The sequence below is a fragment of the Undibacterium sp. GW821-FHT11H02 genome, from assembly GCF_058808015.1.
Genome location: NZ_JBXARG010000030.1, coordinates 14,242 through 35,775 on the forward strand (window position 1 = coordinate 14,242; position 21,534 = coordinate 35,775).

18 protein-coding genes and 1 pseudogene are annotated in these 21,534 nt (G+C 48.5%); 6 read left to right on the plus strand and 13 right to left on the minus strand.

Annotation, left to right across the window (positions count from 1 at the left end):
* Window positions 1-140: 140 nt before the first annotated feature.
* The 3 genes from AC1RR2_RS20040 to AC1RR2_RS20050 all read right to left on the minus strand — a co-directional run bounded on the left by AC1RR2_RS20040 (window position 141) and on the right by AC1RR2_RS20050 (window position 7,034).
* On the minus strand, window positions 141-2,396 hold the full coding sequence (locus tag AC1RR2_RS20040; RefSeq protein ID WP_493224053.1) for a PhoX family protein: 2,256 nt from the start codon (window positions 2,394-2,396) through the stop codon (window positions 141-143).
* 223 nt (window positions 2,397-2,619) lie between these two features.
* Window positions 2,620-5,832, minus strand: coding sequence for an efflux RND transporter permease subunit (locus AC1RR2_RS20045; RefSeq protein WP_493224054.1), 3,213 nt, complete (start codon window positions 5,830-5,832; stop codon window positions 2,620-2,622).
* 2 nt (window positions 5,833-5,834) lie between these two features.
* Window positions 5,835-7,034 (minus strand): efflux RND transporter periplasmic adaptor subunit, encoded by a 1,200-nt coding sequence (locus AC1RR2_RS20050; RefSeq protein ID WP_493224055.1) that lies wholly within the window; start codon window positions 7,032-7,034, stop codon window positions 5,835-5,837.
* A gap of 329 nt (window positions 7,035-7,363) precedes the next feature.
* On the opposite strand from AC1RR2_RS20050, the gene AC1RR2_RS20055 reads away from it, so the two are divergent.
* Window positions 7,364-7,927, plus strand: a complete 564-nt coding sequence (locus AC1RR2_RS20055) for a GNAT family N-acetyltransferase (RefSeq protein ID WP_493224056.1) — start codon at window positions 7,364-7,366, stop codon at window positions 7,925-7,927.
* Window positions 7,928-8,044: 117 nt separating this feature from the next.
* Here the strand turns inward: AC1RR2_RS20055 and AC1RR2_RS20060 are convergent, their stop codons facing one another.
* Window positions 8,045-8,437 (minus strand): DUF423 domain-containing protein, encoded by a 393-nt coding sequence (locus AC1RR2_RS20060; protein WP_493224057.1) that lies wholly within the window; start codon window positions 8,435-8,437, stop codon window positions 8,045-8,047.
* Window positions 8,438-8,942: 505 nt separating this feature from the next.
* On the opposite strand from AC1RR2_RS20060, the gene AC1RR2_RS20065 reads away from it, so the two are divergent.
* Window positions 8,943-9,797, plus strand: coding sequence for an alpha/beta hydrolase (locus tag AC1RR2_RS20065; protein ID WP_493224058.1), 855 nt, complete (start codon window positions 8,943-8,945; stop codon window positions 9,795-9,797).
* A 37-nt stretch (window positions 9,798-9,834) separates the two neighbouring features.
* On the opposite strand, the gene AC1RR2_RS20070 is transcribed toward AC1RR2_RS20065, so the two are convergent.
* From AC1RR2_RS20070 to AC1RR2_RS20095, 6 genes are all read right to left on the minus strand, one after another.
* On the minus strand, window positions 9,835-10,233 hold the full coding sequence (locus AC1RR2_RS20070; protein ID WP_493224059.1) for a VOC family protein: 399 nt from the start codon (window positions 10,231-10,233) through the stop codon (window positions 9,835-9,837).
* A 103-nt stretch (window positions 10,234-10,336) separates the two neighbouring features.
* Window positions 10,337-11,101, minus strand: coding sequence for an SDR family oxidoreductase (locus tag AC1RR2_RS20075; protein WP_493224060.1), 765 nt, complete (start codon window positions 11,099-11,101; stop codon window positions 10,337-10,339).
* 45 nt (window positions 11,102-11,146) lie between these two features.
* Window positions 11,147-11,647 carry a cupin domain-containing protein gene (locus tag AC1RR2_RS20080; protein ID WP_493224061.1) on the minus strand — a complete coding sequence of 167 codons (501 nt, stop codon included), beginning with the start codon at window positions 11,645-11,647 and terminating at the stop codon, window positions 11,147-11,149.
* A 588-nt stretch (window positions 11,648-12,235) separates the two neighbouring features.
* Complete coding sequence (locus AC1RR2_RS20085; protein ID WP_493224062.1) at window positions 12,236-12,868, minus strand: 2-hydroxychromene-2-carboxylate isomerase; 633 nt, start codon at window positions 12,866-12,868, stop codon at window positions 12,236-12,238.
* Between the two features lie 8 nt (window positions 12,869-12,876).
* Window positions 12,877-13,758, minus strand: coding sequence for a CmcJ/NvfI family oxidoreductase (locus AC1RR2_RS20090; protein ID WP_493224063.1), 882 nt, complete (start codon window positions 13,756-13,758; stop codon window positions 12,877-12,879).
* Window positions 13,759-13,775: 17 nt separating this feature from the next.
* Entirely contained in the window at window positions 13,776-14,678 is a 903-nt protein-coding gene (locus tag AC1RR2_RS20095; protein ID WP_493224064.1) for a dienelactone hydrolase family protein, read from the minus strand.
* Between the two features lie 113 nt (window positions 14,679-14,791).
* Here AC1RR2_RS20095 and AC1RR2_RS20100 point away from each other — a divergent pair, with 113 nt between their 5' ends.
* Window positions 14,792-15,763, plus strand: a complete 972-nt coding sequence (locus tag AC1RR2_RS20100) for a GlxA family transcriptional regulator (RefSeq protein ID WP_493224065.1) — start codon at window positions 14,792-14,794, stop codon at window positions 15,761-15,763.
* A gap of 167 nt (window positions 15,764-15,930) precedes the next feature.
* Here the strand turns inward: AC1RR2_RS20100 and rhuM (AC1RR2_RS20105) are convergent.
* The 3 genes and pseudogenes from rhuM (AC1RR2_RS20105) to dinD all read right to left on the minus strand — a co-directional run.
* Window positions 15,931-16,257 (minus strand): annotated as a pseudogene (gene rhuM / locus AC1RR2_RS20105) (RhuM family protein); the annotation flags it as partial.
* A 150-nt stretch (window positions 16,258-16,407) separates the two neighbouring features.
* On the minus strand, window positions 16,408-17,148 hold the full coding sequence (gene rhuM / locus AC1RR2_RS20110) for a RhuM family protein (protein ID WP_493224066.1): 741 nt from the start codon (window positions 17,146-17,148) through the stop codon (window positions 16,408-16,410).
* Window positions 17,149-17,317: 169 nt separating this feature from the next.
* Window positions 17,318-18,163 (minus strand): DNA damage-inducible protein D, encoded by an 846-nt coding sequence (dinD, locus tag AC1RR2_RS20115; protein ID WP_493224067.1) that lies wholly within the window; start codon window positions 18,161-18,163, stop codon window positions 17,318-17,320.
* A gap of 249 nt (window positions 18,164-18,412) precedes the next feature.
* On the opposite strand from dinD, the gene AC1RR2_RS20120 reads away from it, so the two are divergent.
* The 3 genes from AC1RR2_RS20120 (at window position 18,413) to AC1RR2_RS20130 (ending at window position 21,442) form a co-directional block, all read left to right on the plus strand.
* Window positions 18,413-18,652, plus strand: a complete 240-nt coding sequence (locus AC1RR2_RS20120) for a hypothetical protein (RefSeq protein ID WP_493224068.1) — start codon at window positions 18,413-18,415, stop codon at window positions 18,650-18,652.
* A gap of 106 nt (window positions 18,653-18,758) precedes the next feature.
* Window positions 18,759-20,045, plus strand: a complete 1,287-nt coding sequence (dcm, locus tag AC1RR2_RS20125) for a DNA (cytosine-5-)-methyltransferase (protein WP_493224069.1) — start codon at window positions 18,759-18,761, stop codon at window positions 20,043-20,045.
* A gap of 86 nt (window positions 20,046-20,131) precedes the next feature.
* A complete protein-coding gene (locus AC1RR2_RS20130; RefSeq protein WP_493224070.1) occupies window positions 20,132-21,442 on the plus strand; it encodes a type II restriction endonuclease in 1,311 nt (436 codons plus the stop codon).
* The last annotated feature ends 92 nt before the right edge of the window (window positions 21,443-21,534 follow it).

A 21,534-nucleotide genomic window follows, 5' to 3' on the forward strand; every position in this document is an offset into this window, starting at 1 on the left:
TAAAAGCGTTCTCATCCGTAGTCAGAAATCCGTATCTCTAACAGAAGACGCGAAAAAAGACAAAACAAAAGCGCTATGCGAATTTATCGCATAGCGCTTTGTTGTAACCCGCCGGCTACTTTTTCGACGACTTATTGGTTTTAACTACCAACACGACCACCATCATTCTTAGTGATCACGATAGTCGCAGAGCGCGGACGCTTACCTGCGCCGTAGCCCGTATTGCTTGGCCATTGGCTAGTGTACTTAGTTGGGTCAGCAATGTTTGCTGCCGCTGTCGTTTCACCCGGATGCTGGATGTTCACGAATAAGGCTTTACCATCTGGCGTTTCTGCGATGCCAGTGATTTCACAAGCAGATGGTCCCACCAAGAAACGCTTCAAAGTATCAGCAGTTGGCTTCTTACCGACATAAGTGGTCACCGCCAAATTTGAGCCATCTGTCTTGGTGTAGTTTAATGTCACTTTTTCACCGTCGCCAACTTGACCTGGTAAGCCTGCCAACATCATGCAGTTAGTGACATCGGTGTAGGCACCATCATCGGTTTGTATCCAGCAGATACCTGTTGCTGGACTGAATGCCAAACCATCAGGGCTGGACATATCTTGATCGTTCGTCAGACTGGACAAATTGATCTTACTTGCGTCTGCACCAGCTTCCGCTGCGAACAAATACACGTCCCAAGTGAATGTCAAGGCCGCAGAACCTTCAGCACCTTCTTTCATACGTAAAATATGTCCATTTGGGTTACCAGTTTGCGTACTTGTTCCTGATTTTACGTCAGTATAAGCCCGTGGATTGGCGGAATCCGGTACCAACTGCGAAGAGCCTGTTGCGTTGACATTACGATTGCTATTATTCGTCAAAGCATAGTAAATCTCGCCGTTCGCTGGATTGACGGAGCACCATTCAGGTCTATCCATTTTAGTCGCACCGACTGCATCGCCAGCCAAACGTGAATTGACGCAAATGTCGGCTTGGTCAGCAAATTTATAGCCTGCGTAGGCTGCGATCAAAGGATTGCTGATGGACAGTTCTACCCATTTACCACTACCGTCTGCATTGAACTGAGCTACATACAGTTTGCCGCTATCGAGGTATTTATCACCCATCGCTAAAGCATTGCTGGAGTTGGCGTCTGCCGCTTCCCAGTTTGCAGTGGAGACAAATTTGTAGATGTATTCATTACGGGAATCATCACCCATATAAACAGCTAATGGTTTGCCAGCGACTGGTTTGCCAAACGCTGCGCTTTCGTGTGCAAAACGACCTAAGGCGGTACGTTTCTTCGCCAATTTGGTCTTATCGTATGCGTCCATTTCAACGATGTAACCCATGCCGTTCAGTTCATTGCGATAGTCGTCGCTACCGTTGCTTGACGTGCCAATCTTACTGAGATTCCAGCGTGCGTACTTATCATCAGCACCGCCAGTTTCCCAACCATGACGAGAGCCACCACCTTGAGCACGACCGTAGCGCTTTAATGAAGCAACACTCTTGTCATTGCCACGTGCCGTATCATCCGTAGCGCTACGCGTAAAATAACCAGCCCAGTTTTCCTCACCAGTCACAAAACTATTCCATGGTGTTTTGCCTGTACCACAGTTATTCAAGGTACCGCGCGTCTTCACACCTGTTGGTGAATACTTGGTGATGGTTAATGCGTTGCCACGTACCGGACCAGACAACTCCATCTCAGTTAGGCAAGTGAAGCGACGGTTAAAAGCAGAATCCTTCACGTATTCCCACTTACCATTGGCTTTACGTACTTCAACAAAAGAGACACCGTGAATCGCAGTTTCTTTATCAACTTCTGCTGCTGGTCGCGGCAAAGTTGATGTGCCACCGTTTGCGTGCAAGAAGAATGAGGCATATTTCTCATCCGTTGTCGCCTCGTGATTCACACCCAATAGACCGCGATCAACGGAAGTCAGCGATGCTTTGCCATCTGCAGACAAACCAAACCATTCCATACCATCGTGATGATCACCGGCGCGGTTTTCGAAATCGGTATCCGTACCATCGTTTTTGAAAGCCGCTGTACTGGCGGTCAATGGATCGCCCAAAGCATAAATTGCACTGGCGGTGTAACCAACCGGCACGATGACGCTATCTAACAAGCTCTTTGCTACAGGCGCAAAACCGAGCAATTTTTCAGTAGGCTGAGTAGGCGTAGTTGGCGTCGTTGGTGCGATGGCATCGTTGGAACCACCACAAGCACTCAATGCACTAGAACCAATAAATGCACTGGCGATCGAGGCTGCACCACCGCGCAATAAGCTACGACGGCTTAGACGCGCGTCAAGAATGGCACTGAAATGGTCGTTTTTGGAATCGTTGTAACCGATATCATCTGGATCAACAAATGACAAGGCTTTATCGTTAGATTTACTCATGGCTTCTTTTCCTGTGAATGGAGGGGTACGGAAGCGGAGGATGATAGGGGGCGGATGTGACAGTGCGGTGACAGTCAGATGACGAAATGATGACATCAATTTGCATCAATAAAAAAAGAGCCTGCATGGAAAACCAGGCAGGCTCAAACCGGTACTACTCACTTAGTCTTGCCGAGGAAGTGGTGCTTACTCAGATCGACTTTACCAACAAAACATGAAATCTTTATGCCGCCACCTTCGCTTTCTTGCCACTGATGGCATAGAAGGCTTTCATTACCAGACGGTAGATCAAGCGTATGAAAGTTAAGGTCAATACGGCTTCGATCAAAGTCACAATCAGCGCTAAGGCCTGGTTGTAACGATCAGCGCGGCGGCCTAATTTGGCCATCATGCGGTCACGTGCAATTTCTATGCTGTCATAGAAACTAGGTACGACTAACAAGGTCAAGATAGTAGAAGTAATCGTGCCGCCGATAATCGCGATCGCCAGTGGACGATAGAATTCACCGCCTTCACCGAGACCCAAAGCGACCGGGATCATGCCAGCGATTAAAGCGAAAGTCGTCATCAAGATAGGACGCAGACGAACGCGACCAGCATGCATCAAAGCGTCTTCCCGATTCATACCGCTTTTCTCTTCCTTGCGCGCCGCGTCGAGCAAGAGAATGGCATTTTTCGCGACCAGCCCCATCAACATAATGATGCCGATAAAACTCATCAGGTTGATCGTGCTACCGGTCACCATCAAGGCAATCACGACACCGATTAAGGACAAAGGCAGGGACAACATCACCGCCAAAGGCGCAGTGAAAGAACCAAACTGCATGACCAAAATCAAGTACATCAAACCTATGCCCGAGATCAAAGCGATCAGCATTTCTGTGAACAACTCATCTTGATCTTGACCAGCGCCTGCCAGAGACAAGCCATAGCCTGGTGGGTAGTTAAATGATTTTGCCAAGTCCATTGCATCTTTGGTGACTTCACCATTCGAACGACCTTGTGCATTGGCTGACACTGTAATCGTACGTTTGCCGTTGCTGTGCTCAATACTAGATGGTCCTTTACCCATGCTGACGGTGGCGATCTGATCTAAAGGAATCATTTCGTTGGTGCCAGATACCGCAATCGGCAAACGTTCTATGTTTTCTTTGCTGACGCGATCGGCCGGATGCAAGCGCACTGCGACGTCGCGAGTTTCGCCGGTAGGATCAACCCAGTCACCCACTTCGATACCGGCAAACGCGACACGTAAAGCTTGTGCTGCATCGTTGACCGAGATACCCATAGAGTTCGCCAAACCACGATTCATTTCTATCTTCAGCTCTTTCTTAGGATCTTGTTCAGACAAACCGATATCCACCGCGCCTGGTACCTTACGCAATTGCTCCATGTAGGCATTGGTGATTTCCATCAGTTTGCGCGAATCAGGGCCTGTGAATTCGATTTGAATTGGCTTGCGTGCACCATTGTTCAAATCATCCAGCACCACATATTCCGCACCGACCAACTGTTTGATCTTTTCACGCAATTCGACGGCGATTTCTTTGGCACTACGCTTACGGGTATTTTTCTTACCGATATCGACGTAGATGCGACCACCAGATGCGTTGATATTGCTATTGGTTTCCTTCACTTCAGCAATGGTGCGTGCCAGTGCCGCGGCTCTTTCCATTTTCAGTCTAGCGTATTCGACCGAAGAGGAAGCGGGCGTGCGTACTTCTATCATCAAGTTGCCAGAATCTGCCGTTGGCAAGAAGCTAGTACCACCAAACTTAATTTGCAATGCCAGCGCACCAACCAAGGACAACAACGCAATCGCACCCATCCAGCGACGGTGATGCAAAGCCCAGGCGATGACGCGACCATAGCGATCTGCCTGACTATCAAACCAATCATTAAAACGGGCTAAGACTTTGCTCAAACCTTTTTTCGGTGCCGTGTGATGATCGGCTGGATCACCCCAATATGCGGACAACATAGGATCGAGCGTGAATGAAATACCCAGACTCACCAAGACGGAACACGTTACAGTCAAGGCAAACGGACGGAACCATTCGCCAGAAATACCTGGCATGAACGCGACCGGAATAAACACGGCAATAATGGAAAATGTCGTCGCGGCCACTGCTAAACCGATTTCGGCGGTACCTTCTAAAGCCGCCGTGCGACGATCAGAACCATTTTGCATATGGCGCACAATGTTCTCGCGTACCACGATCGCATCATCAATCAAGACACCAATCGCCAATGACAAGCCGAGCAAGGTCATGAAATTCAAAGTAAAGCCGCACAACCAGACTGCGATAAATGCCGCGATTACTGAGGTTGGCAAACTCAATGCCGTGATCAAAGTCGAGCGCCATGAATTCAAGAAAGCGTAGACCACGAAGATCGTCAATACCGCACCGAAGATCAGCGATTCAATCACGTTGTTCAAGCTGTTTTGGGCATCTTTACCACCATCGCGTGTCACTTCCAATTTGGTGCCTGGATGATCTTTCGCGAGATCTTTGTTGATTTCTTCGACCGCTTTGACTACGCTTTTGGCGACGCTGACCGTACTTGCTTCACGCGAGCGTGTGACTTGTATACCAACGTTAGGTTTGCCACTGCGTATGCTCAAACCATTGATGTCGGCAAAGCCGTCTTCTATTGTGGCAACTTGACCGAGGCGTACGATTTGATCACCACGACGTTTGACCACGATGTTTTGAAACTCTGCCGGGCTTTCAATACGACCGACTAAGCGTATGCTTTCTTCTTCCAAATCGCCGCGTACTTTGCCGACCGGTGCATTGGTATTTTGACTGCGCAGTGCGGAGACAACCTCACCCGCCGACACATTAAATTCGCGTAATTTTTCAGCGCGTAATAAGACCGACAATTCACGACGCAAAGCACCGTTGACGTTGACAGTCGCAACACCATGCACGCCACGTAAGCGAGTTGCTAATGTATCCTCGGCCAGACGGGAGATCTCAGCATGCGTTTGGCTACTGGAAGACAAAGCCAGATTGAGAATCGGTTGAGTCGATGGATCAAAGCGCTGCACGATAGGCTCGCGCATTTCGGTGGGTAACTTGTAGCGTACGGAGGAGATCACATTACGAACTTCTTCTGCCGCTTCTATCATATTCTTCTTGAAAGAGAAGCGCATTTCAAAGCCCGCATTTCCCTCGTTGGAATAGGAATACACTTCATCGACACCGGATACGCTTTGCAGTGATTTTTCCAGGCGATTGACGATTTCGCGTTCTACCGTATCGGGTGATGCACCAGGATAAGGAATGCTGACGAATAAGCCCGGAATTTCTACATCGGGATTTTGATTGACGCGCAGCTTACTCATGGCGAGTAAGCCCATCGCCATCATCGCAATAATCAAGACGATGGTGGCAATTGGCCGTTTAATACTAAAGTCGGAGAGAAACATGATTAATTCCCCATCGCGATGTTAGTGCCGCTCAAATCTTTGTTTAAAGCAGTTTTGCTGTTCAAAGCGGTCGCCATTTCGACCACCTGACCTTCTTTAAAGCTGGAGCTAGGATTGCGCATGATCACATCTCCCGCCACCACACCGCTACGTACTTCGTAGTTGCCTGTGCGGACATCACGGCTACCGAGTGCTAATTCAACTTTGTTTAGACTCTTGCCTTTCACGCGCCATGCATAGGTCTTGTCGCCGGACTTGACCAATGCTGCTTCTGGCAGCATCAATGCGGAGACGGTTTCTGCTTCAATATTGCCTTCCGCATACAGACCGGAAACTCGTGGCTGCTTGCTATCGGCGAAGGCGACTAAGACTTCAACTTGGCGTGTCACATCATTGGCTGCGGGATCAACGCGGGTGACTTTGCCGCGGAATTCTTGACCAGCATAACCATTGATGCGGAAGCTGACGTTTTGACCAGGTTTAACCATACCGATTTTGTCTGCCGAAACGCGCCCTGCAAAGCGCATGCTATTCGGGTCTATGACTTTGACTAATTCTTTACCTGCCAACGCGGTGTCGCCAGGAGAGACTTTGCGCTCGCTGATGATGCCATCAAATGGGGCGCGGACGACGGTGCGTTGTAATTGTTGCTGCGCCGATGCGGCGCGGGCTTTGGCGGCGGAAACTTCACTTTGTGCTGTATTGCGACGGACTTCCGCGTCGTCCAAAGCTTGCATAGAAGTCATGCCAGAAGCGCGTAAAGTTTTCAGACGCTGTAAATTACGATCAGCCTGATCTAAGGCCAGCGCGGCGTTGCGTGCAGAATCATTAGCCGAATTTAAATTATCACGAATTGAAGTTTCATCCAGACGCACGATCACGTCACCGCGTTTGACGGCTTCGCCATTCTCTTTTAAGACTTGCAGCACGACGGTGGAGACTTCGGCACGTAAATCGGCTTTACGTTCAGGTTGAATCGAGCCTATCACTACAGGGCCAGAGGCCAAGGCGTTACTCTGTAAATTCAGAATATCTTCGTTGGCGATGATGAGTTTTTCCGGCCCGGCATTGGCGCCATTCTTAGCCACGGTGGCAGAAGCGCTGGCGCTGGCAGAGGCGCTGGATTTAGCATCAGGGGCTGAATTGCTGCAGGCGCTGAGCGCCGAAGCGATGGCGAGAACAAGAATGGTTTTACGTAACATGATGGGTACCTACTGAGGTAAGGGGTGGATTCGCGATGGTGAGTATTCCGCAGCAGGCTTCGCAGTTCAAGATGCAAAGTAGTCAAGCGCGCATTTACGGGGATGAAATGCAAAAAATCCGGTGTGAAATGAAAATGCGATGTGACGCACTTTGGGCACTGTCCGTCGCCGCTGAACCGAGACAATGATAAATTATCAATGGGCTTTGATGTTCTTCTGCATTCACCTGCCTGGTCAGCTAAAAGCCTGATGCTGCGTGCTATCATGACCCCCAATTTTTGCAGCAAATCTTTGAGCGAAGTTTCGAATTCATATTCAGTTTTATTATCATGACCGACCAATCCACACCTATACAAAGCCAACAAGATCAAACCACGATCAGCTATCGTCCAGCCGTCAAACAAGATGCTGCCTACATTGCCCAAATGGTCAACAGCGCCTACCGCGGCGACTCCAGTCGCGCTGGCTGGACCACCGAAGCTGATTTGCTAACCGGCACCCGCATCGATGCCGAAGAAGTGACCAATTTATTAGAAGCCGACCACTCAGTGATCTTGTTGTGCCTGCAAAACGAACAAATCATAGGCTGCGTACATCTGGAAAAAACACTAGACGCAGCCTACTTAGGCATGTTTGTCGTGAAGCCAGGCTTACAAGGCGGCGGCATAGGCAAACAATTCATGCAGGCAGCCGAGAACTTAGTGCAAGCACAGTGGGGCGTAAAGAAAATGTGGATGACCGTGATCAGCGTACGCAAAGAACTCATCGCCTATTACGAAAGACGTGGTTACCGTCAGAATGGAAGAGTTAAACCGTTTCCGGCAGAAGTCGGTGAAGAATTCCGTTTGGTGAAGGACTTGCAGATGGTGGAGATGGAGAAGGTGCTGGGGTGAGGATGGTCTTGATTTCTGATCAAGCTTAAGTGGGTGCGAATAGCACAGCGTATTCGCACGAATTTTAGCAAGTTGTTCTGAGCACTTAGTTTCAGTAAGTGTTGAATATGAAGATGCTCAAATTTTGCGGGCTGCTTTGTGTTTTAACACTTCCCACCCCAACAAACCCCACGCCAACAAAAATGCCACACCCCCAATCGGCGTGATCGCGCCCAACCAACGCACACCGGTCAGCGCCAATACATACAAGCTGCCGCTGAATACCACAATGCCAAATAACATCGCGATACCAATTCTGCTGAGCGCCGATGACGACAGCAGGCGCGGCGCTAATGCGACGATGAGTAGCATGCCTAATGCGTGTGCCATTTGATATTGCACCGCTGTGTGCCAAATTGCCAGCAGGTCGGGGCTGAGTAGATTTTTGAGTGCATGCGCACCAAAGGCGCCGCAGGCGATAGCGATCAACATATTCAGCGCGCCGCAGACGGCGATGTGACGTTCTTGCATAGAGAGATAGAAAAAAACGGTTAGTGATGGGAGGCGTTTGTAAGCCTTGTTATTGTAAGCGGGATTTTGAATTCTGATGTTTCTGGTTAGCGAAAGTGGGTTTTCTCAAAGACTGCGCAGCAACCATCAGCTGGTGGCGAGCAACGGCTTTCAGGCAAGCTTAGCCTGATGTCGACTTAGACAAAGTCAAATTGCGGGCGCGACGGTAAAACATGCTGACAGTGGGTGCTTTTTCTTCACAAAGGCTTGTGGTGTCAGGCTCCACCATCGCCATTTGTGCCCACGTTATCGCTTCCTCGAATGGCGTGCATCGCAAACACGATTCATGATTCCCACCTAGAATCAAGGCCTCGACTCCATTGTCGATTGGGTTTGTTAAAAAATGTGCTGTAAAAAATGGCACTGATTCAAGAAATCCACAGCAGGACAAAACTTTCCGCCACGTTTTGTGGTCTGACTCCCTACTTAGCCTGCAATGGGCGGCTCACTGATGATCGATATCTATATGAAAACAATCTCCATTTTTCTGCTGACTCTGAGTGCACTGACGAGCGCTTGTGACGCAAAGAAAGACAATTCGACCAAAGCTTCCACGGCACAAGCCAATGTCAGTGTTTTGACAGACAAACTCGCTATGCCTGGACTCAATCGTTCGCGCCAGATTCGCCTCTATCTTCCTCCTAACTATGCCCAGTCCGACAAGTCTTATCCCGTGCTGTACATGCACGACGCCCAAAACTTATTTGATGTGCGAACCTCCTATGCCGGTGAATGGGGTGTGGATGAAACGATGAACGCTTTAGCCGCGGCGGGCAAACTCGAATTGATCGTGGTCGGCATCGACAATGGCGAAAGCAAACGCATGAATGAGCTGAACCCATGGTCGAATCCAGAATTTAGTCCTGCCGAAGGCAAGCAATACGTCGAGTTTATCGTCAATGTCGTAAAGCCCTACATCGATCAACACTATCGCAGCAAACCAGACAGCGCGAACACCGCCATCATGGGTAGCTCCATGGGCGGCTTGATCTCACACTACGCGATCAACCAGTTTCCACAAGTGTTTAGCAAAGCAGGAATCTACTCACCGTCCTACTGGATCTCCAATCAATCGATAGAATTTATCGCGAGCCACCCGGCCGCCAAAGAGGCACGACTGTACATCGCCGCAGGTGAAAAAGAGGGCGGATCACAAGCCGCTGACGCCCAAAAATCCTATGCCGAGCTGTTAAAAGTTGGGCATCCACGCGAAAACCTCAGCTTCAAAATCGTCGATGGCGCAGAGCACAATGAAAAGTTTTGGCGCGAAGATTTTGAGCAGGCGGTATTGTGGTTATTTGCGCCGCCTGCAAAAGAATAAGCCGATACGCATTCAAGCTGCTTGCGGTGCGGGAGAATTAAACAGTCTCACTCTCGTGGCAGCAAATGCAAATCTTGTTCCCATCAAGATCACGGAAATAGGCACCGTAATAATTGGGGTGGTAATGCGGGCGTAGTCCAGGCGCACCTTCGCAAATTGCACCGAGGGCGATGGCTTTAGCATAAGTTGCATCCACTATTTTTCGAGTAGTGGCTAACAAAGCCAGCATTTGACCATTGCCCACACTCATGGGTTCGCCATCGTAGGGCTTACCAATGCCGACGATGGGACGAAGCCTACCTTCCTCGACCCAGCCCGACCAGGATTTTTCGGGATAACAAAACTTCAAAACATAGCCCAGCTCACCCATGATCGCCGAATAAAAATTATGGGCACGGGTGTGGTCGGTGATTCCTATAAAGACGTGTGAAATCAATTGCTACTCCTTTATCTAAGACAAATGAATCTTACTCGGTCCAAAAAAAACAAACCTAGCCTTGACGGTCAGCGGCACCCTCAAAACCAAGTTACATAATTCCTTATTTACCACCCGCGATATCCAAAAATGCACCCGTCATATAGGACGACGCATCGCTCGCTAAAAAACAAATAGCCTCTGCAACTTCGTTAGGATACCCGCCACGTCCTAAAGGAATCCCTGAGCTCAAGCGATCAACACGCAGCGGGTCACCTCCAGCAGCGTGGATGTCGGTATGGATAAATCCGGGACGTACGGAATTTACCCGTATTCCCTGTGGCGCAAGCTCTAAGGATAAACCTTTAGTCAGCGAGTCGATCGCGCCTTTTGATGCGGCGTAATCGACGTATTCGTTAGGCGAGCCGAGGCGAGCTGCGGCTGAGGAGACATTCACAATCGCACCGCCTTTGCCATGAAACTGCGTCGACATGCGTTGGATTGCGTACTTACTACACAAGAACGCACTGAGTACATTGCTCTGCAACACGCGAAGAATTCTCTCCGCATCCATATCGACGACGCTGGATTGCGGCAACAAGATACCCACGTTATTGACCAAGACATCGATCGTTCCTAACTCTTTATCCAGCCTTAGAAACATCTGTTCAACTTCGTCCTGTTGTGACACATCGGCTTTTAACAACACGGCACTTCCACCTAAATTCACTACATGGTCAAGCAATTGCTGTGCGGCGCTGTCACTACTCAGATAGTTGATACCAACCGCATAGCCGTCACGTGCAAGTGCCAAGACGGAGGCCGCGCCTATCCCTCTGCTGGCACCCGTGACCAGAGCGACTTTGGAGGCTCTTGAAGAATAATTCATGATTGCCTTTTTTGTTCTTGTTAATCAACATGGTGAACCGCTCGACTATTTATCGTCACCATAAGGGCGGCCATCTTTATGCACGAATTGCCAGCGCCCATCAACGCGTAGCGCCTGTAAATCATCGTGAGGATAGATCCCTTCATCACCCTCTGTTCTATCACCGATTTCGAGATAGCGCACGATCTTATCACTGTGGTTAATGAGTGAATGCGCAGCGCCCATCGCCGGAAAGCCACAGCACATACCCGCATGCAGCACGATCTCGTTTTCGCCAAGGATCAGCGTCACACTTCCTTCCAACACATAGATGAACTCATCTTGCCGCGTGTGGTAATGAACCAGTGATGAACGCGCATCTGGTTGCAGTTCAGTCAAATTCACACCGAAGTTATTCAGGCTAAAATAGTCACCTAGTGCGTGCTTTTTTCGCCCAGCCATTTTGATCGCGAAAATCGATGGATAGTTAGATGGTGTCAGTCGGGCAGGGACTTGTGAAGCGGCAATTGGTGGCTTTGGATGGTTCTCGGTGATTGGGTTGGACATGGTCAATAGTAGTCTCTCAATGTAGTCTCTAAGTAAAGATGAATTCTGGGTGCCGGATCAAGGCCTATCAGCGCTAACATTTGATGCTCGAAATCTACGCTTCTAGCTCCTCCATGGTATCGGTATCTACACAAGTGTTTTGTAGTGTGAAGAAGCACAGAGCGCAAAAAAACAGCAAAGTCTGTCATTCCTGCGCAGGCAGGAATCCAGCGGTGTCCGTTGATCAACAAAAAGACGCTGGACTCCTGCCTACGCAGGAGTGACGGTTAATGAAATTTGCTGATCATTCGACTTGTGTTCATACCTATGCTTGCAAGGGGAAGGAGCTAAAGGCACAGATTTACAGAGCGCAAAAAAACAGCAAAGTCTGTCATTCCTGCGCAGGCAGGAATCCAGCGGCGTCCGTTAATCAACAAAGAGACGCTGGACTCCTGCCTACGCAGGAGTGACGGCTAATGAAATTTACTCTTCATTCGACTTGTGTTGATACCTATGCTTGCAAGGGGAAGGAACTAAAGGCACAGATTTCCAGCGTCGAAATTAAAGTTAGCGTCGATGAAATCAAGGCCAACATAGCCCCAATACGCCTTAGTTCCGCTCAAAAACCGTTCGTGCAAAATGCAAAGCATCCTCCAATCTATCATCCCCCCAGAACAGCTGTCCTTCCACAATAAAACTCGGTGCCCCAAAGATCTTCTTCGCTATCGCCAATTCGGTTTGTTGTCTCAGCTTGATCTTATTTTCGTCGCTCTCCATGTCTCTCAATATGAGATTGGCGTCTAGTGCGAGATCCGTCAACACTTGCTGGACGACCGTCGCGCTATCGATGTCCCTATCTTGTACAAAATTAATGCGCATGATCGTTTTGCAGAAATCAGCTATCCATAACGCATCTTTGTAGGCAGCAGCAACCCGCATCGGCAATAAAGCAGAGCGAGGAAATTGTGTGGGTTGCGTCCATGCGAGCCCATACTTTTTTGCTTGGCGCGCCATGTCTTGCCACACATAGTCCCCCTTATTTTTTTGCAGGACAAAGGGCGACGAATTCCAACCCAGTGATTTGAAAATAGGCCCGAGTAAAAATGGACACCACTTTATTTTGACTTGATAGAGACGAGCCAATTCCTCAATGCGCATGACGCTTAGGTAGCTATAGTTGCTGGCAAATTCAAACCAAAATTCGATTTCTGGCAAAGCTTTTACAGAGGTGTTTTTTTGCATAAAGAACTCTAATAGGTGACTAAGCAACGTAATTCAATACTTTCACGTGGCGGCGTATCGGGCGGAACTGCAGGTAAGTCAAAGGCCGAATGTGGCGTAAAACGTGAGGTGTTGGTGTGCAAGGAATCGTATTGCTTGAAAATCAGGACTTCTTCTTTACGCATAGACGGGTAGTAAAACCAACGATGTTGATGAGAATGCTGAAGCAAATAGATGTCGCCAGTACGATTCGGATAGCGCACATCGCAATGGAATAATTCCTTGCTCGACACCGTTCTAGCGTCACAAATCGCCAACGGCGCGTCTTGCACTGGACCATTAAGTGCGCGCCACATATTGATGATGCTAAAACGTGTGACTTGCGCACGTTGGTGCAAGTCTTCGATCACAAGTGCGAGTCGTCGCTTTCCTGATTCCTCGGTGTAATCATTGTGAATGCGACCATTCGCTGCCGCATAGCCATTCGCGCCACGCTTACCAAAATCGAGAGGATTGTCTCTCGGCGCTCGACGCCTAAGTAAATGATCAAACACATAGGCCTGCTTGGCGCCAGTCACTGCGAGCGCAAGTTGACGGGCTTCTCGGTAATACACGCCTTCAATACTTGCACGATCACTAAAATCGCTCACCTCGGTGCTGGCATCCCACAAATCAAACCCCTCCACCTGAAGCCGCGGTCTCGTGACTAATTGCCGGGCGTCGTGTATCGCCATTTTGTGCACGTCATAGTCGCCACTCTCCCAAGGCACGCCCGCAGGTGGCTCGTAGGTATAGCTCACTGGGCGGGTAGGGGCAGGTCGATAGTAATTGAGTTCCGCAAGCACATGCGGCGCGAGTGCGCGTATCGACTGATCTTCACCTAAGGATAAGCTTGCCACGTTCGACATCATTTGCGCATCCTTCACTATTATTGAATGTTGGACGGCACTGCCGCTGACTCTGTTTCAGGCAGCGTGGCATCAGTAGCAGACAACAATTTGCTTTTGAAAAATTGCAGGATTTCGTCGCGTGCAGCGATGGTAGGTTGTCCTTGTTCATCAATCAGATGCGCTGTCACAACACTATGCGGGCATGCGACAATTTTTTCGAAGAACGGCGGAGGATGAGGATGCGCGGCGCTATCGGGTAAAACCTTGGCGACAAATCGTTTCCCCAAGGCCTTGCTATACGCATCAAAGCGCTCAGCGCGGCAATAGCGATCGCCTTCAAAGCGGTAAGCCAGCACCGACAAATCGTCTTTCTCTAGCCTTGCGGCGACAGCATGCAGCTCATCGTCCGACATATTAATCGCTGAGGGATCATCGAACGGTAGCGAAGGCTGACACAACACCGGCGCTAACATGACGGATTCCAGCATCATGGTCAGCGCAAAGTTACCCGTAAAGCACATGCCAATCGCACCCACACCAATGCCACCGCACTCTTGATGCGCGTGCTTGGCCAAGTGCCGTAACCACTGCGTCACTGGGCTAGACTCATTACTAGCAAAGGCGCGAAACTCGGCACTGACACAAGCCCGTTTCAAAATCGCAGCACCGTCCTCTGCATTCGGCACCGCGCCATCGACACCAAACAAAGACGGTAAATACACGGTAAAGCCAGCGTCTATCACCCACTTGGCGAAGCGGATCACCTGCGGACTGATGCCAGGCATCTCGGTGAGCACGATGACTGCGGGGCCATCACCAGCGACATAGACTTTCTTGGTGCTGCCAATGAAGCTCAACATCTTCACTTGAAAATCCGCTAGCAAAGGACTTGGCTGGTCGGCAGGCTGTAGCTGCGAATTGGATTGTAAAACCTGACTCATGAAACCTCACCTCGTATTTAATAATTCAATAATGCGACAGTGGGCAAACTATAGATGGTGGGTGCGTGTATTTGAAGTGTCTAATCTGACATATTTCATGTGATAATGGGCAAATGAAAACCTTTCTTGTTTTAGCCACAGAAGGCATATTGGATTCCGGTCTGGCAATCACGTTGGACATTTTGCGCACGGCCAATTTCCTCATCGAGCGCAACCACGAGTCGCAAAGCTTTCGTATCGTCACCGCCGGACATCGCAAAAAGATACGCACGGGAGCGGGATTAGAGCTCACATGTGACTACACGTTTCAGCATCTACTACGCGGCGAGGTGGAAGCCGATTGGGCGCTACTACCAGGCTCAGGCAAAAAATTGCTCGCGGAACTAGAAGCAAGTTTGAGCAGCAAAGAAGTCTCGCAAGTCATGGACGTACTTAAACACTTCGCAGAACGAGGAAGCTGCCTCAGCGTCTCTTGCGCCTCGACCTTCATGCTCGCAGAGGCGGGCTTACTCAAAGGCAGAGCAGCCACCACCAGCTGGTGGTTAGCAACGGCGTTCAGGCAACGCTACCCCGATGTCATCCTAGACGAAGCCAAAATGCTGGTACGTGACGGTAACATCCTCACAGCCGGCGCCGTTTTCTCGCAAATGGACGTGGTGCTAGATATCGTCGCGGAGGTAGTCGGCCCAAACATCGCCTATCTGTGCTCGCGCTATCTCTTGATCGAACAGCGCTCATCGCAAGCTCGGTTTATGATTCCCACCCAGAATCAACACCTCGACCCCATCGTCATCGCGGCCGAAAAATGGATAGACAAAAACATCGCCCGCCCACTCACAGTACAAGAGCTCGCATCGCAATTTGCTGTCTCCACTAAAACGCTATCAAGAAAAATACAAGAAGCCACGGGCGACTCGACTATCAAATTTATTCAAAGACGAAAACTGATGCGCGCAGTGCATTTGTTAGAGTCGACCAACTTATCCATTGAGCTAGTCGCAGAGCGTGTCGGCTATCAGAATGGCACCATGCTGCGGCATTTGGTTAAGCGGGAGTTGGGGGTTTTGCCGGGGGGGATTCGGTGATCAGAATGCCTCACGCATGTGGTTTTGCATATGTACTAAATGGATCAACATCGTTGAAATTAACTACTGCTGGCTCCTTTCGTTAGTCACCGAGAACTAGTGTTGCGTATTGTTCAGGCGTGCTCATCGATTCATCCCCTTAATCCGACGCGAATATGCCAGCGACCTTATTCATCACCGCTTCCCGAACCACGTTCAGCTTCAATCTGCTTGAGTACCCTGTCGAAATCACTCTCAAACAATCGGTCTTGCACGATGCGGTATTTCTCGAACTCGCTTTCGGCGTGAGCTTTGGCTATTTCGGCGGATACCCTGCCGCCATCGTGCAAAATCTCGCGGTCGGTAAATTCCAGAAAAGTATCTAGCCGTGTCGCCCAGTCTTCCATCGTCATCGGGATATTGCGCCGAGCACGATCTTCGGCCAGGTCGAGATAGGCGTTGACGATACGGCCTAGCGATTCTAGCTCGTCTTGATTGAGATAATTTTTGGCGACTACTACATCGGTTTTAACCGAGAATTTCCGTTAGGGTTTGAGATGATGACGGATGAGTTTGCGAGGCAGTTTTGGGGGATTTTATTTTGTCATAGCGAGCTATGGCAAAATAAAATCGTCCGAAAATGACCGCAAAATCGCCGTCAGTACTCAAAAAGCACCGAAGGTGCGCCTAATGAAAAATCTCGGTTTAAGTATCTTGCCGTCAGGTGCCTGTTCCCAAGAACTTAGACCCATGTGCGCCTTGCCACTGTCTGCGCGTTGTAAGGTCAATTCAGCAGCAGTATGGCCGTGAATAGCGAAATGCAGCTTGTTCTGGACCTTGGCAAAAAACGCTTTGGTGGTGGGAGCGGACTTGTTGTAGTCGAGCGCAGTCGAATAAATATCTGTAATTTTCTGGTAGAACCTGCGTTCGCTAAGACGAATCTCGCGGATTTCCGCTAGCAAGCACTCAAAGTAATCTTCACCAAGAAAAACCCCATTCTCCATACGCTTCTTGTCAAGCACATAGCCCTTAATAGCAAACTCACGTAGGATCTGTGTCGCCCATTGCCGGAACTGGGTAGCGCGCAGCGAATTCACGCGGTAACCCACTGAAATGATGGCATCGAGGTTGTAGAACTGGGTCAGATAACTTTTGCCGTCGGCGGCAGTATTCCGGAATTTCCGGATAACTGATTCTTCGGCAAGTTCTCCGTTGGTGAAGACATTTTTTAAGTGTTCGCTGATGGTGCGAACATCCACGGCGAATAATTCAGCCATCAGTTTTTGCGTCAACCAAACGGTGTCGCTCTCATAGCGTGCCTCAATGCTCTGCTCACCAGCTTGGCCGGTAAACATCAGAAATTCTGCCGTGCTGTTGCGGATCAATTTTTTGCTTTTGTCGCTCATACCATGCCCGTCGAAGTAGAATATTTTTTGTTCATTTCATGCAATCTCTTCAAGCTATCAAATGAAAAGTTTATCAGTTACAAGACGGGATCAAGATCGCTTGTCTCTCAAGAACTAACTGCCTAGGAAATCGATCATTCGCTATTTGCGAATAACGAACAATAGGCGTTTAGCTGCTATTGTCCAGCTTCCTCTTCGCGTTCTCAATTTGCTTAACACTGGCTTCCGGCGTGGGCAATGCCTCAGGCATGGTGCCACCTAATTCGGCGATAGTCTGGCGTACTTTTTTTCCAACCTCAAAATGCGTTTGGTTGGCCTTTTGTTTTCCGCTGACTTGATCGCGTTTCAACTTTTCTTCCGCTTGCGTGGCGCGGAACAAATTTGCAGCTAACTCAGTGCTACCCATGTGATCCAGAATCTTCTGGCTCTTCTTCAAATCCTTGCGCGCATGAATGTCTTTGGCGCCCAAGCCACCATACAAACCGCGATAGCCGTGATCTTGAAATATAGCGTAATCAATCGGCGTCGCAACACCAGCATCTTTGGCCGCCGCGGCTAAATGCTTATTGTGCACGGCAAGCTCATTGCGGATGGCGAGGCGCTTTTCGTTTTCATTGAATAGGGCAAATTGCGCATCATCCGCTAACTCTTGGCGATGTGTCTGCATCGCAAAATAGGTCTGGCCGTTAGCGATGACAGTTTTGCTTGGATCACCGTTTTGCACGATCAGGTAACAGGCATAACGTGACAGGCGGTAATCCTCAACTTGACGTTTCGCACCAGAGCCAATTTCAACCATAGTGAGGACATCCTCAATATGGTCCTCAAGGGCCTGGCCGCTATTGCGACACGCCTCTTTGGCTTTGTCGATCACAGGAAGAAAGTGGCGGTATTGCGAATATTCCAAAACAACTGCCAACTGGCGCGCCAACCAAAACTCATTGCCATCCGCATCGACATGCCGAATGCCCTCAAACGTCGCATGATGCTGAGTGATGATTTTTTTATTAGTCATGGCAGCTCCCGGCCTTGTGGCGCTAATTAGAACAGTAAAAGTAAACAAATATTACAACAAAAATCATCAAACAACTGAATATTTAATCAGTTGTTTTAAGTGGCCTTAAAATCATTGTTTCTATCAAAATAACCCTCATTGAGTCAAAAACAAACACCAATGTGACTCATAGTCCGTAGACATTCAGACTCGGACGCAACATCATATTGTTAAGCGACTTAAAGATTACTCATTGAAAGGAGCATAGCGATGGGCGCACTACCAGTAGAATTAGAAATTGAATTTTATGAAGAGAATCTTTGTGGTTTCGACATTTTTGTAGAACCGAACCCAGACAACTGGCGGGGAGGATTTCAATGGTCTGTGTGTCGAGACAACGAAGAGTTGGAATGTGGTTTGGAATTTTCAGGCAGTTTGGCATTGGAGGCTGCACATGAATTCATTGTGAAAATAACTGAAAAATCTTTAAGTCCAGTCGCCACTCAGTAAGTGTTACGAATGGGGTTTGCTACAATTACTGTGTTTACATTCAGTAAAAACTTGACTGGGAACAAATTAGGACGTATTGTCCTAAAAAATTCCCAGCGAGGCATCAATGTCACACCCGACCCAACACCACGATTCAGAAGCAGTTCTCAAATATCTCGCCGCAGCGCGCAAGTTTAAAAGTCAGGAAGATATCGCCACGATACTGGGCGTCAACGCCCGCCAAGTACGCCGATGGGAAGCTCGTGAAAGCGATCCACCACCCTATCTGTCATACGCACTTCAACAAGTCTTGCCATTAGAATCGAGCGACCCCAACGCAGGCAAAGACGCCGCATTCACCTTCATCGATTTGTTCGCTGGAATCGGTGGCATACGCCAAGCTTTTGATAGCATTGGTGGTCATTGCGTCTTCACGAGTGAGTGGGATAGCTACGCGCAAAAAACCTATTTGTACAATTACCCGAACAATCATCAAATCAATGGCGACATCACCCAAATCGCTGCCAAAGATATTCCAGATCATGGTGTGTTACTCGGAGGTTTTCCTTGCCAGCCTTTTTCTATTGCGGGCGTATCTAAGAAAAATGCATTGGGTCGAGAACACGGCTTTAACGATGAAACGCAAGGCACTTTATTTTTCGATATCTGCCGCATCATTGATGAAAAAAAACCTCGCGCATTTCTGCTTGAAAACGTGAAGAACCTAACTTCGCATGACAAGGGTAGAACCTTTGACGTCATCAAGCGTAGCCTTGAGCAATTGGGATACACCATGAGTTACCGCGTAATCGATGGCGCACATTTCGTACCGCAACACCGTGAACGTATCTTAATCGTCGGCTTCAGAAACGATCTCAAAATCGACTTTGATTTACATGCGTTGGCTTTGCCGCCAAAAGGCGAACATAAGTTAGGTGACATATTGCATAAGACAGATGGCTCAGAGCCGTACTTGCCTTGGGATGACAATGCCTACTTTGATCACAAAATGAACAAGCAGTTAGATAAATATACGTTGACTGACAATCTTTGGACCTATCTGCAAAACTACGCAGCAAAACACAAAGCGCAAGGCAATGGCTTCGGTTTTGGCCTAGTCACCAAAGAAAGTGTGACGCGCACATTATCTGCTCGCTATTACAAAGACGGATCAGAAATCTTGGTTAGCCAAGGGAAAACAAAAAATCCACGGCGTCTAACACCAAGAGAATGCGCAAGATTGATGGGTTTTCCCGATACTTTCAAAATTCCTGTTTCCGATACCAGAGCGTACAAACAATTTGGCAACTCCGTTGTCGTTGATGTCATGGCCCACGTAGCGAACGCGATGTTGCCGTACTTGGTTGAAAAGAAAAGCAATGTAAAGGAACGAAGGACAAAAATCGCGGCATAGTGCATTGTGTGTTTCGTGCAAAAATCGAGTTTTGCAAAATTCAATTCATTCAAATTCATCAGTGTCAATTTTGAGAGATTAAGCCTGTGATCCAAGCAAGCCAAGAAAACATTCAATTATGGATTTCGAAAAGCACGAAACTCTTTATCAAGAAACTGTCGCGTAATGACTGTGTTTGGGCGGACGGACAACAATTTGGTCACCAGAATGGCGTGTATATCCCTCGCGAAATCAGAGAGACAGATTTTTTCCCTGCGCTAAAAAATATCAACACTGCTAAACCTCACATTTTCGAGGCACCTTTCAGTACCTTTTGGCCCGAGACGGGTGAATTCAAAACATCGAATTTAAAGCACTACTCGAACAAAGGGACGGAGATGCATTTCACCGGCGTGCCTAAAGAGTATTTTGCTGAACTTACCCCAGCATCGTTGCTCATCGGTGGCGTGTTAAAAAAGTCGCATAGTGAATCACATCATTGGTTCATGGTCGTTGATTCTGCGTCGGATGAAGCAGAAATACTTGAAACAATGTTCGACCTCAATGCAGATTTTCACTTTGGATTATTTGCACCAGAAAGTGCGATTAAAATTCCCCAAGATGAATCTGAACAATTGATTGAAGACTTAAGCAATAGTTTAAAGTCGGGCAATCTTGCATTGTTTATCGCATCAGTGTCTAAGCTCCCATTACCTTCTCTCTTAGCGTCGCAAGCTCAGCAAGAATATCTCAGCCAGCATGGTCTCGAAAAGCTCGACCCGTATCTAATAGAAAATCCAGGTGATGCGATCATGAAGATTAGCCGGGATATCGAATACAAGTTATATAAGCGCGCAGAATTGCGGCATAGAGCCGCGGAAGTGGTCAGGATTATTACAGAGAAAAATACAGATCTCGTGACCGCAGTCGTTCGAGGATTTCCTGAATTGGATGCGACTTTTCTCAGCGCCAGTCAACACAGAAAGTCCCGCGCAGGTCGTTCGTTTGAACAGCATATTGGGCAACTGCTGACAGACGGGAATATCTCCTATGAGGAGCAAGCAGTCACCGGTGGACGTAGGCCAGACTTCGTTTTACCAAGTCTGATCGCATTGAAAGACGTAAGCAGATCATTTGATGACGCATTGGTTTTATCTGCCAAAACCACATTACGCGAACGGTGGAAACAAATTGCAATGGAAAAATTCAATTGTGCGCTGTTTCTCGCAACGGTAGATGACCGTGTATCCGCCGACGCTATTCACGATATGCACCGCCAAGAAATATGCCTTGTAGTACCTGAGTCTTTAAAAAAAGCTAAAGAGACCTGTTACAAAGACAAAGAAAATGTCATTACTTTCCGGGCGTTTTTTGACGAGCAAATTTCGATCAAGCGCCCCCACTTTCAGATTGTTTAAGCCTGAAAGGTGTCATTGTAAACCTCCCTCAATCAGTGCCAGGTATTACTAGAGTTTTGAGGTTGGTGAAACAACCGGTATTCAACAGGGGT

What these genes read in the sequence shown, in the direction of transcription:
- AC1RR2_RS20040 (WP_493224053.1), bottom strand. Translation starts at nt 2,396, where the DNA reads ATGAGTAAATCTAACGATAAAGCCTTGTCATTTGTTGATCCAGATGAT.
- AC1RR2_RS20045 (WP_493224054.1), bottom strand. Translation starts at nt 5,832, where the DNA reads ATGTTTCTCTCCGACTTTAGTATTAAACGGCCAATTGCCACCATCGTC.
- AC1RR2_RS20050 (WP_493224055.1), bottom strand. Translation starts at nt 7,034, where the DNA reads ATGTTACGTAAAACCATTCTTGTTCTCGCCATCGCTTCGGCGCTCAGC.
- AC1RR2_RS20055 (WP_493224056.1), top strand. Translation starts at nt 7,364, where the DNA reads ATGACCGACCAATCCACACCTATACAAAGCCAACAAGATCAAACCACG.
- AC1RR2_RS20060 (WP_493224057.1), bottom strand. Translation starts at nt 8,437, where the DNA reads ATGCAAGAACGTCACATCGCCGTCTGCGGCGCGCTGAATATGTTGATC.
- AC1RR2_RS20065 (WP_493224058.1), top strand. Translation starts at nt 8,943, where the DNA reads ATGAAAACAATCTCCATTTTTCTGCTGACTCTGAGTGCACTGACGAGC.
- AC1RR2_RS20075 (WP_493224060.1), bottom strand. Translation starts at nt 11,101, where the DNA reads ATGAATTATTCTTCAAGAGCCTCCAAAGTCGCTCTGGTCACGGGTGCC.
- AC1RR2_RS20080 (WP_493224061.1), bottom strand. Translation starts at nt 11,647, where the DNA reads ATGTCCAACCCAATCACCGAGAACCATCCAAAGCCACCAATTGCCGCT.
- AC1RR2_RS20085 (WP_493224062.1), bottom strand. Translation starts at nt 12,868, where the DNA reads ATGCAAAAAAACACCTCTGTAAAAGCTTTGCCAGAAATCGAATTTTGG.
- AC1RR2_RS20090 (WP_493224063.1), bottom strand. Translation starts at nt 13,758, where the DNA reads ATGATGTCGAACGTGGCAAGCTTATCCTTAGGTGAAGATCAGTCGATA.
- AC1RR2_RS20095 (WP_493224064.1), bottom strand. Translation starts at nt 14,678, where the DNA reads ATGAGTCAGGTTTTACAATCCAATTCGCAGCTACAGCCTGCCGACCAG.
- AC1RR2_RS20100 (WP_493224065.1), top strand. Translation starts at nt 14,792, where the DNA reads ATGAAAACCTTTCTTGTTTTAGCCACAGAAGGCATATTGGATTCCGGT.
- rhuM (WP_493224066.1), bottom strand. Translation starts at nt 17,148, where the DNA reads ATGAGCGACAAAAGCAAAAAATTGATCCGCAACAGCACGGCAGAATTT.
- dinD (WP_493224067.1), bottom strand. Translation starts at nt 18,163, where the DNA reads ATGACTAATAAAAAAATCATCACTCAGCATCATGCGACGTTTGAGGGC.
- AC1RR2_RS20120 (WP_493224068.1), top strand. Translation starts at nt 18,413, where the DNA reads ATGGGCGCACTACCAGTAGAATTAGAAATTGAATTTTATGAAGAGAAT.
- dcm (WP_493224069.1), top strand. Translation starts at nt 18,759, where the DNA reads ATGTCACACCCGACCCAACACCACGATTCAGAAGCAGTTCTCAAATAT.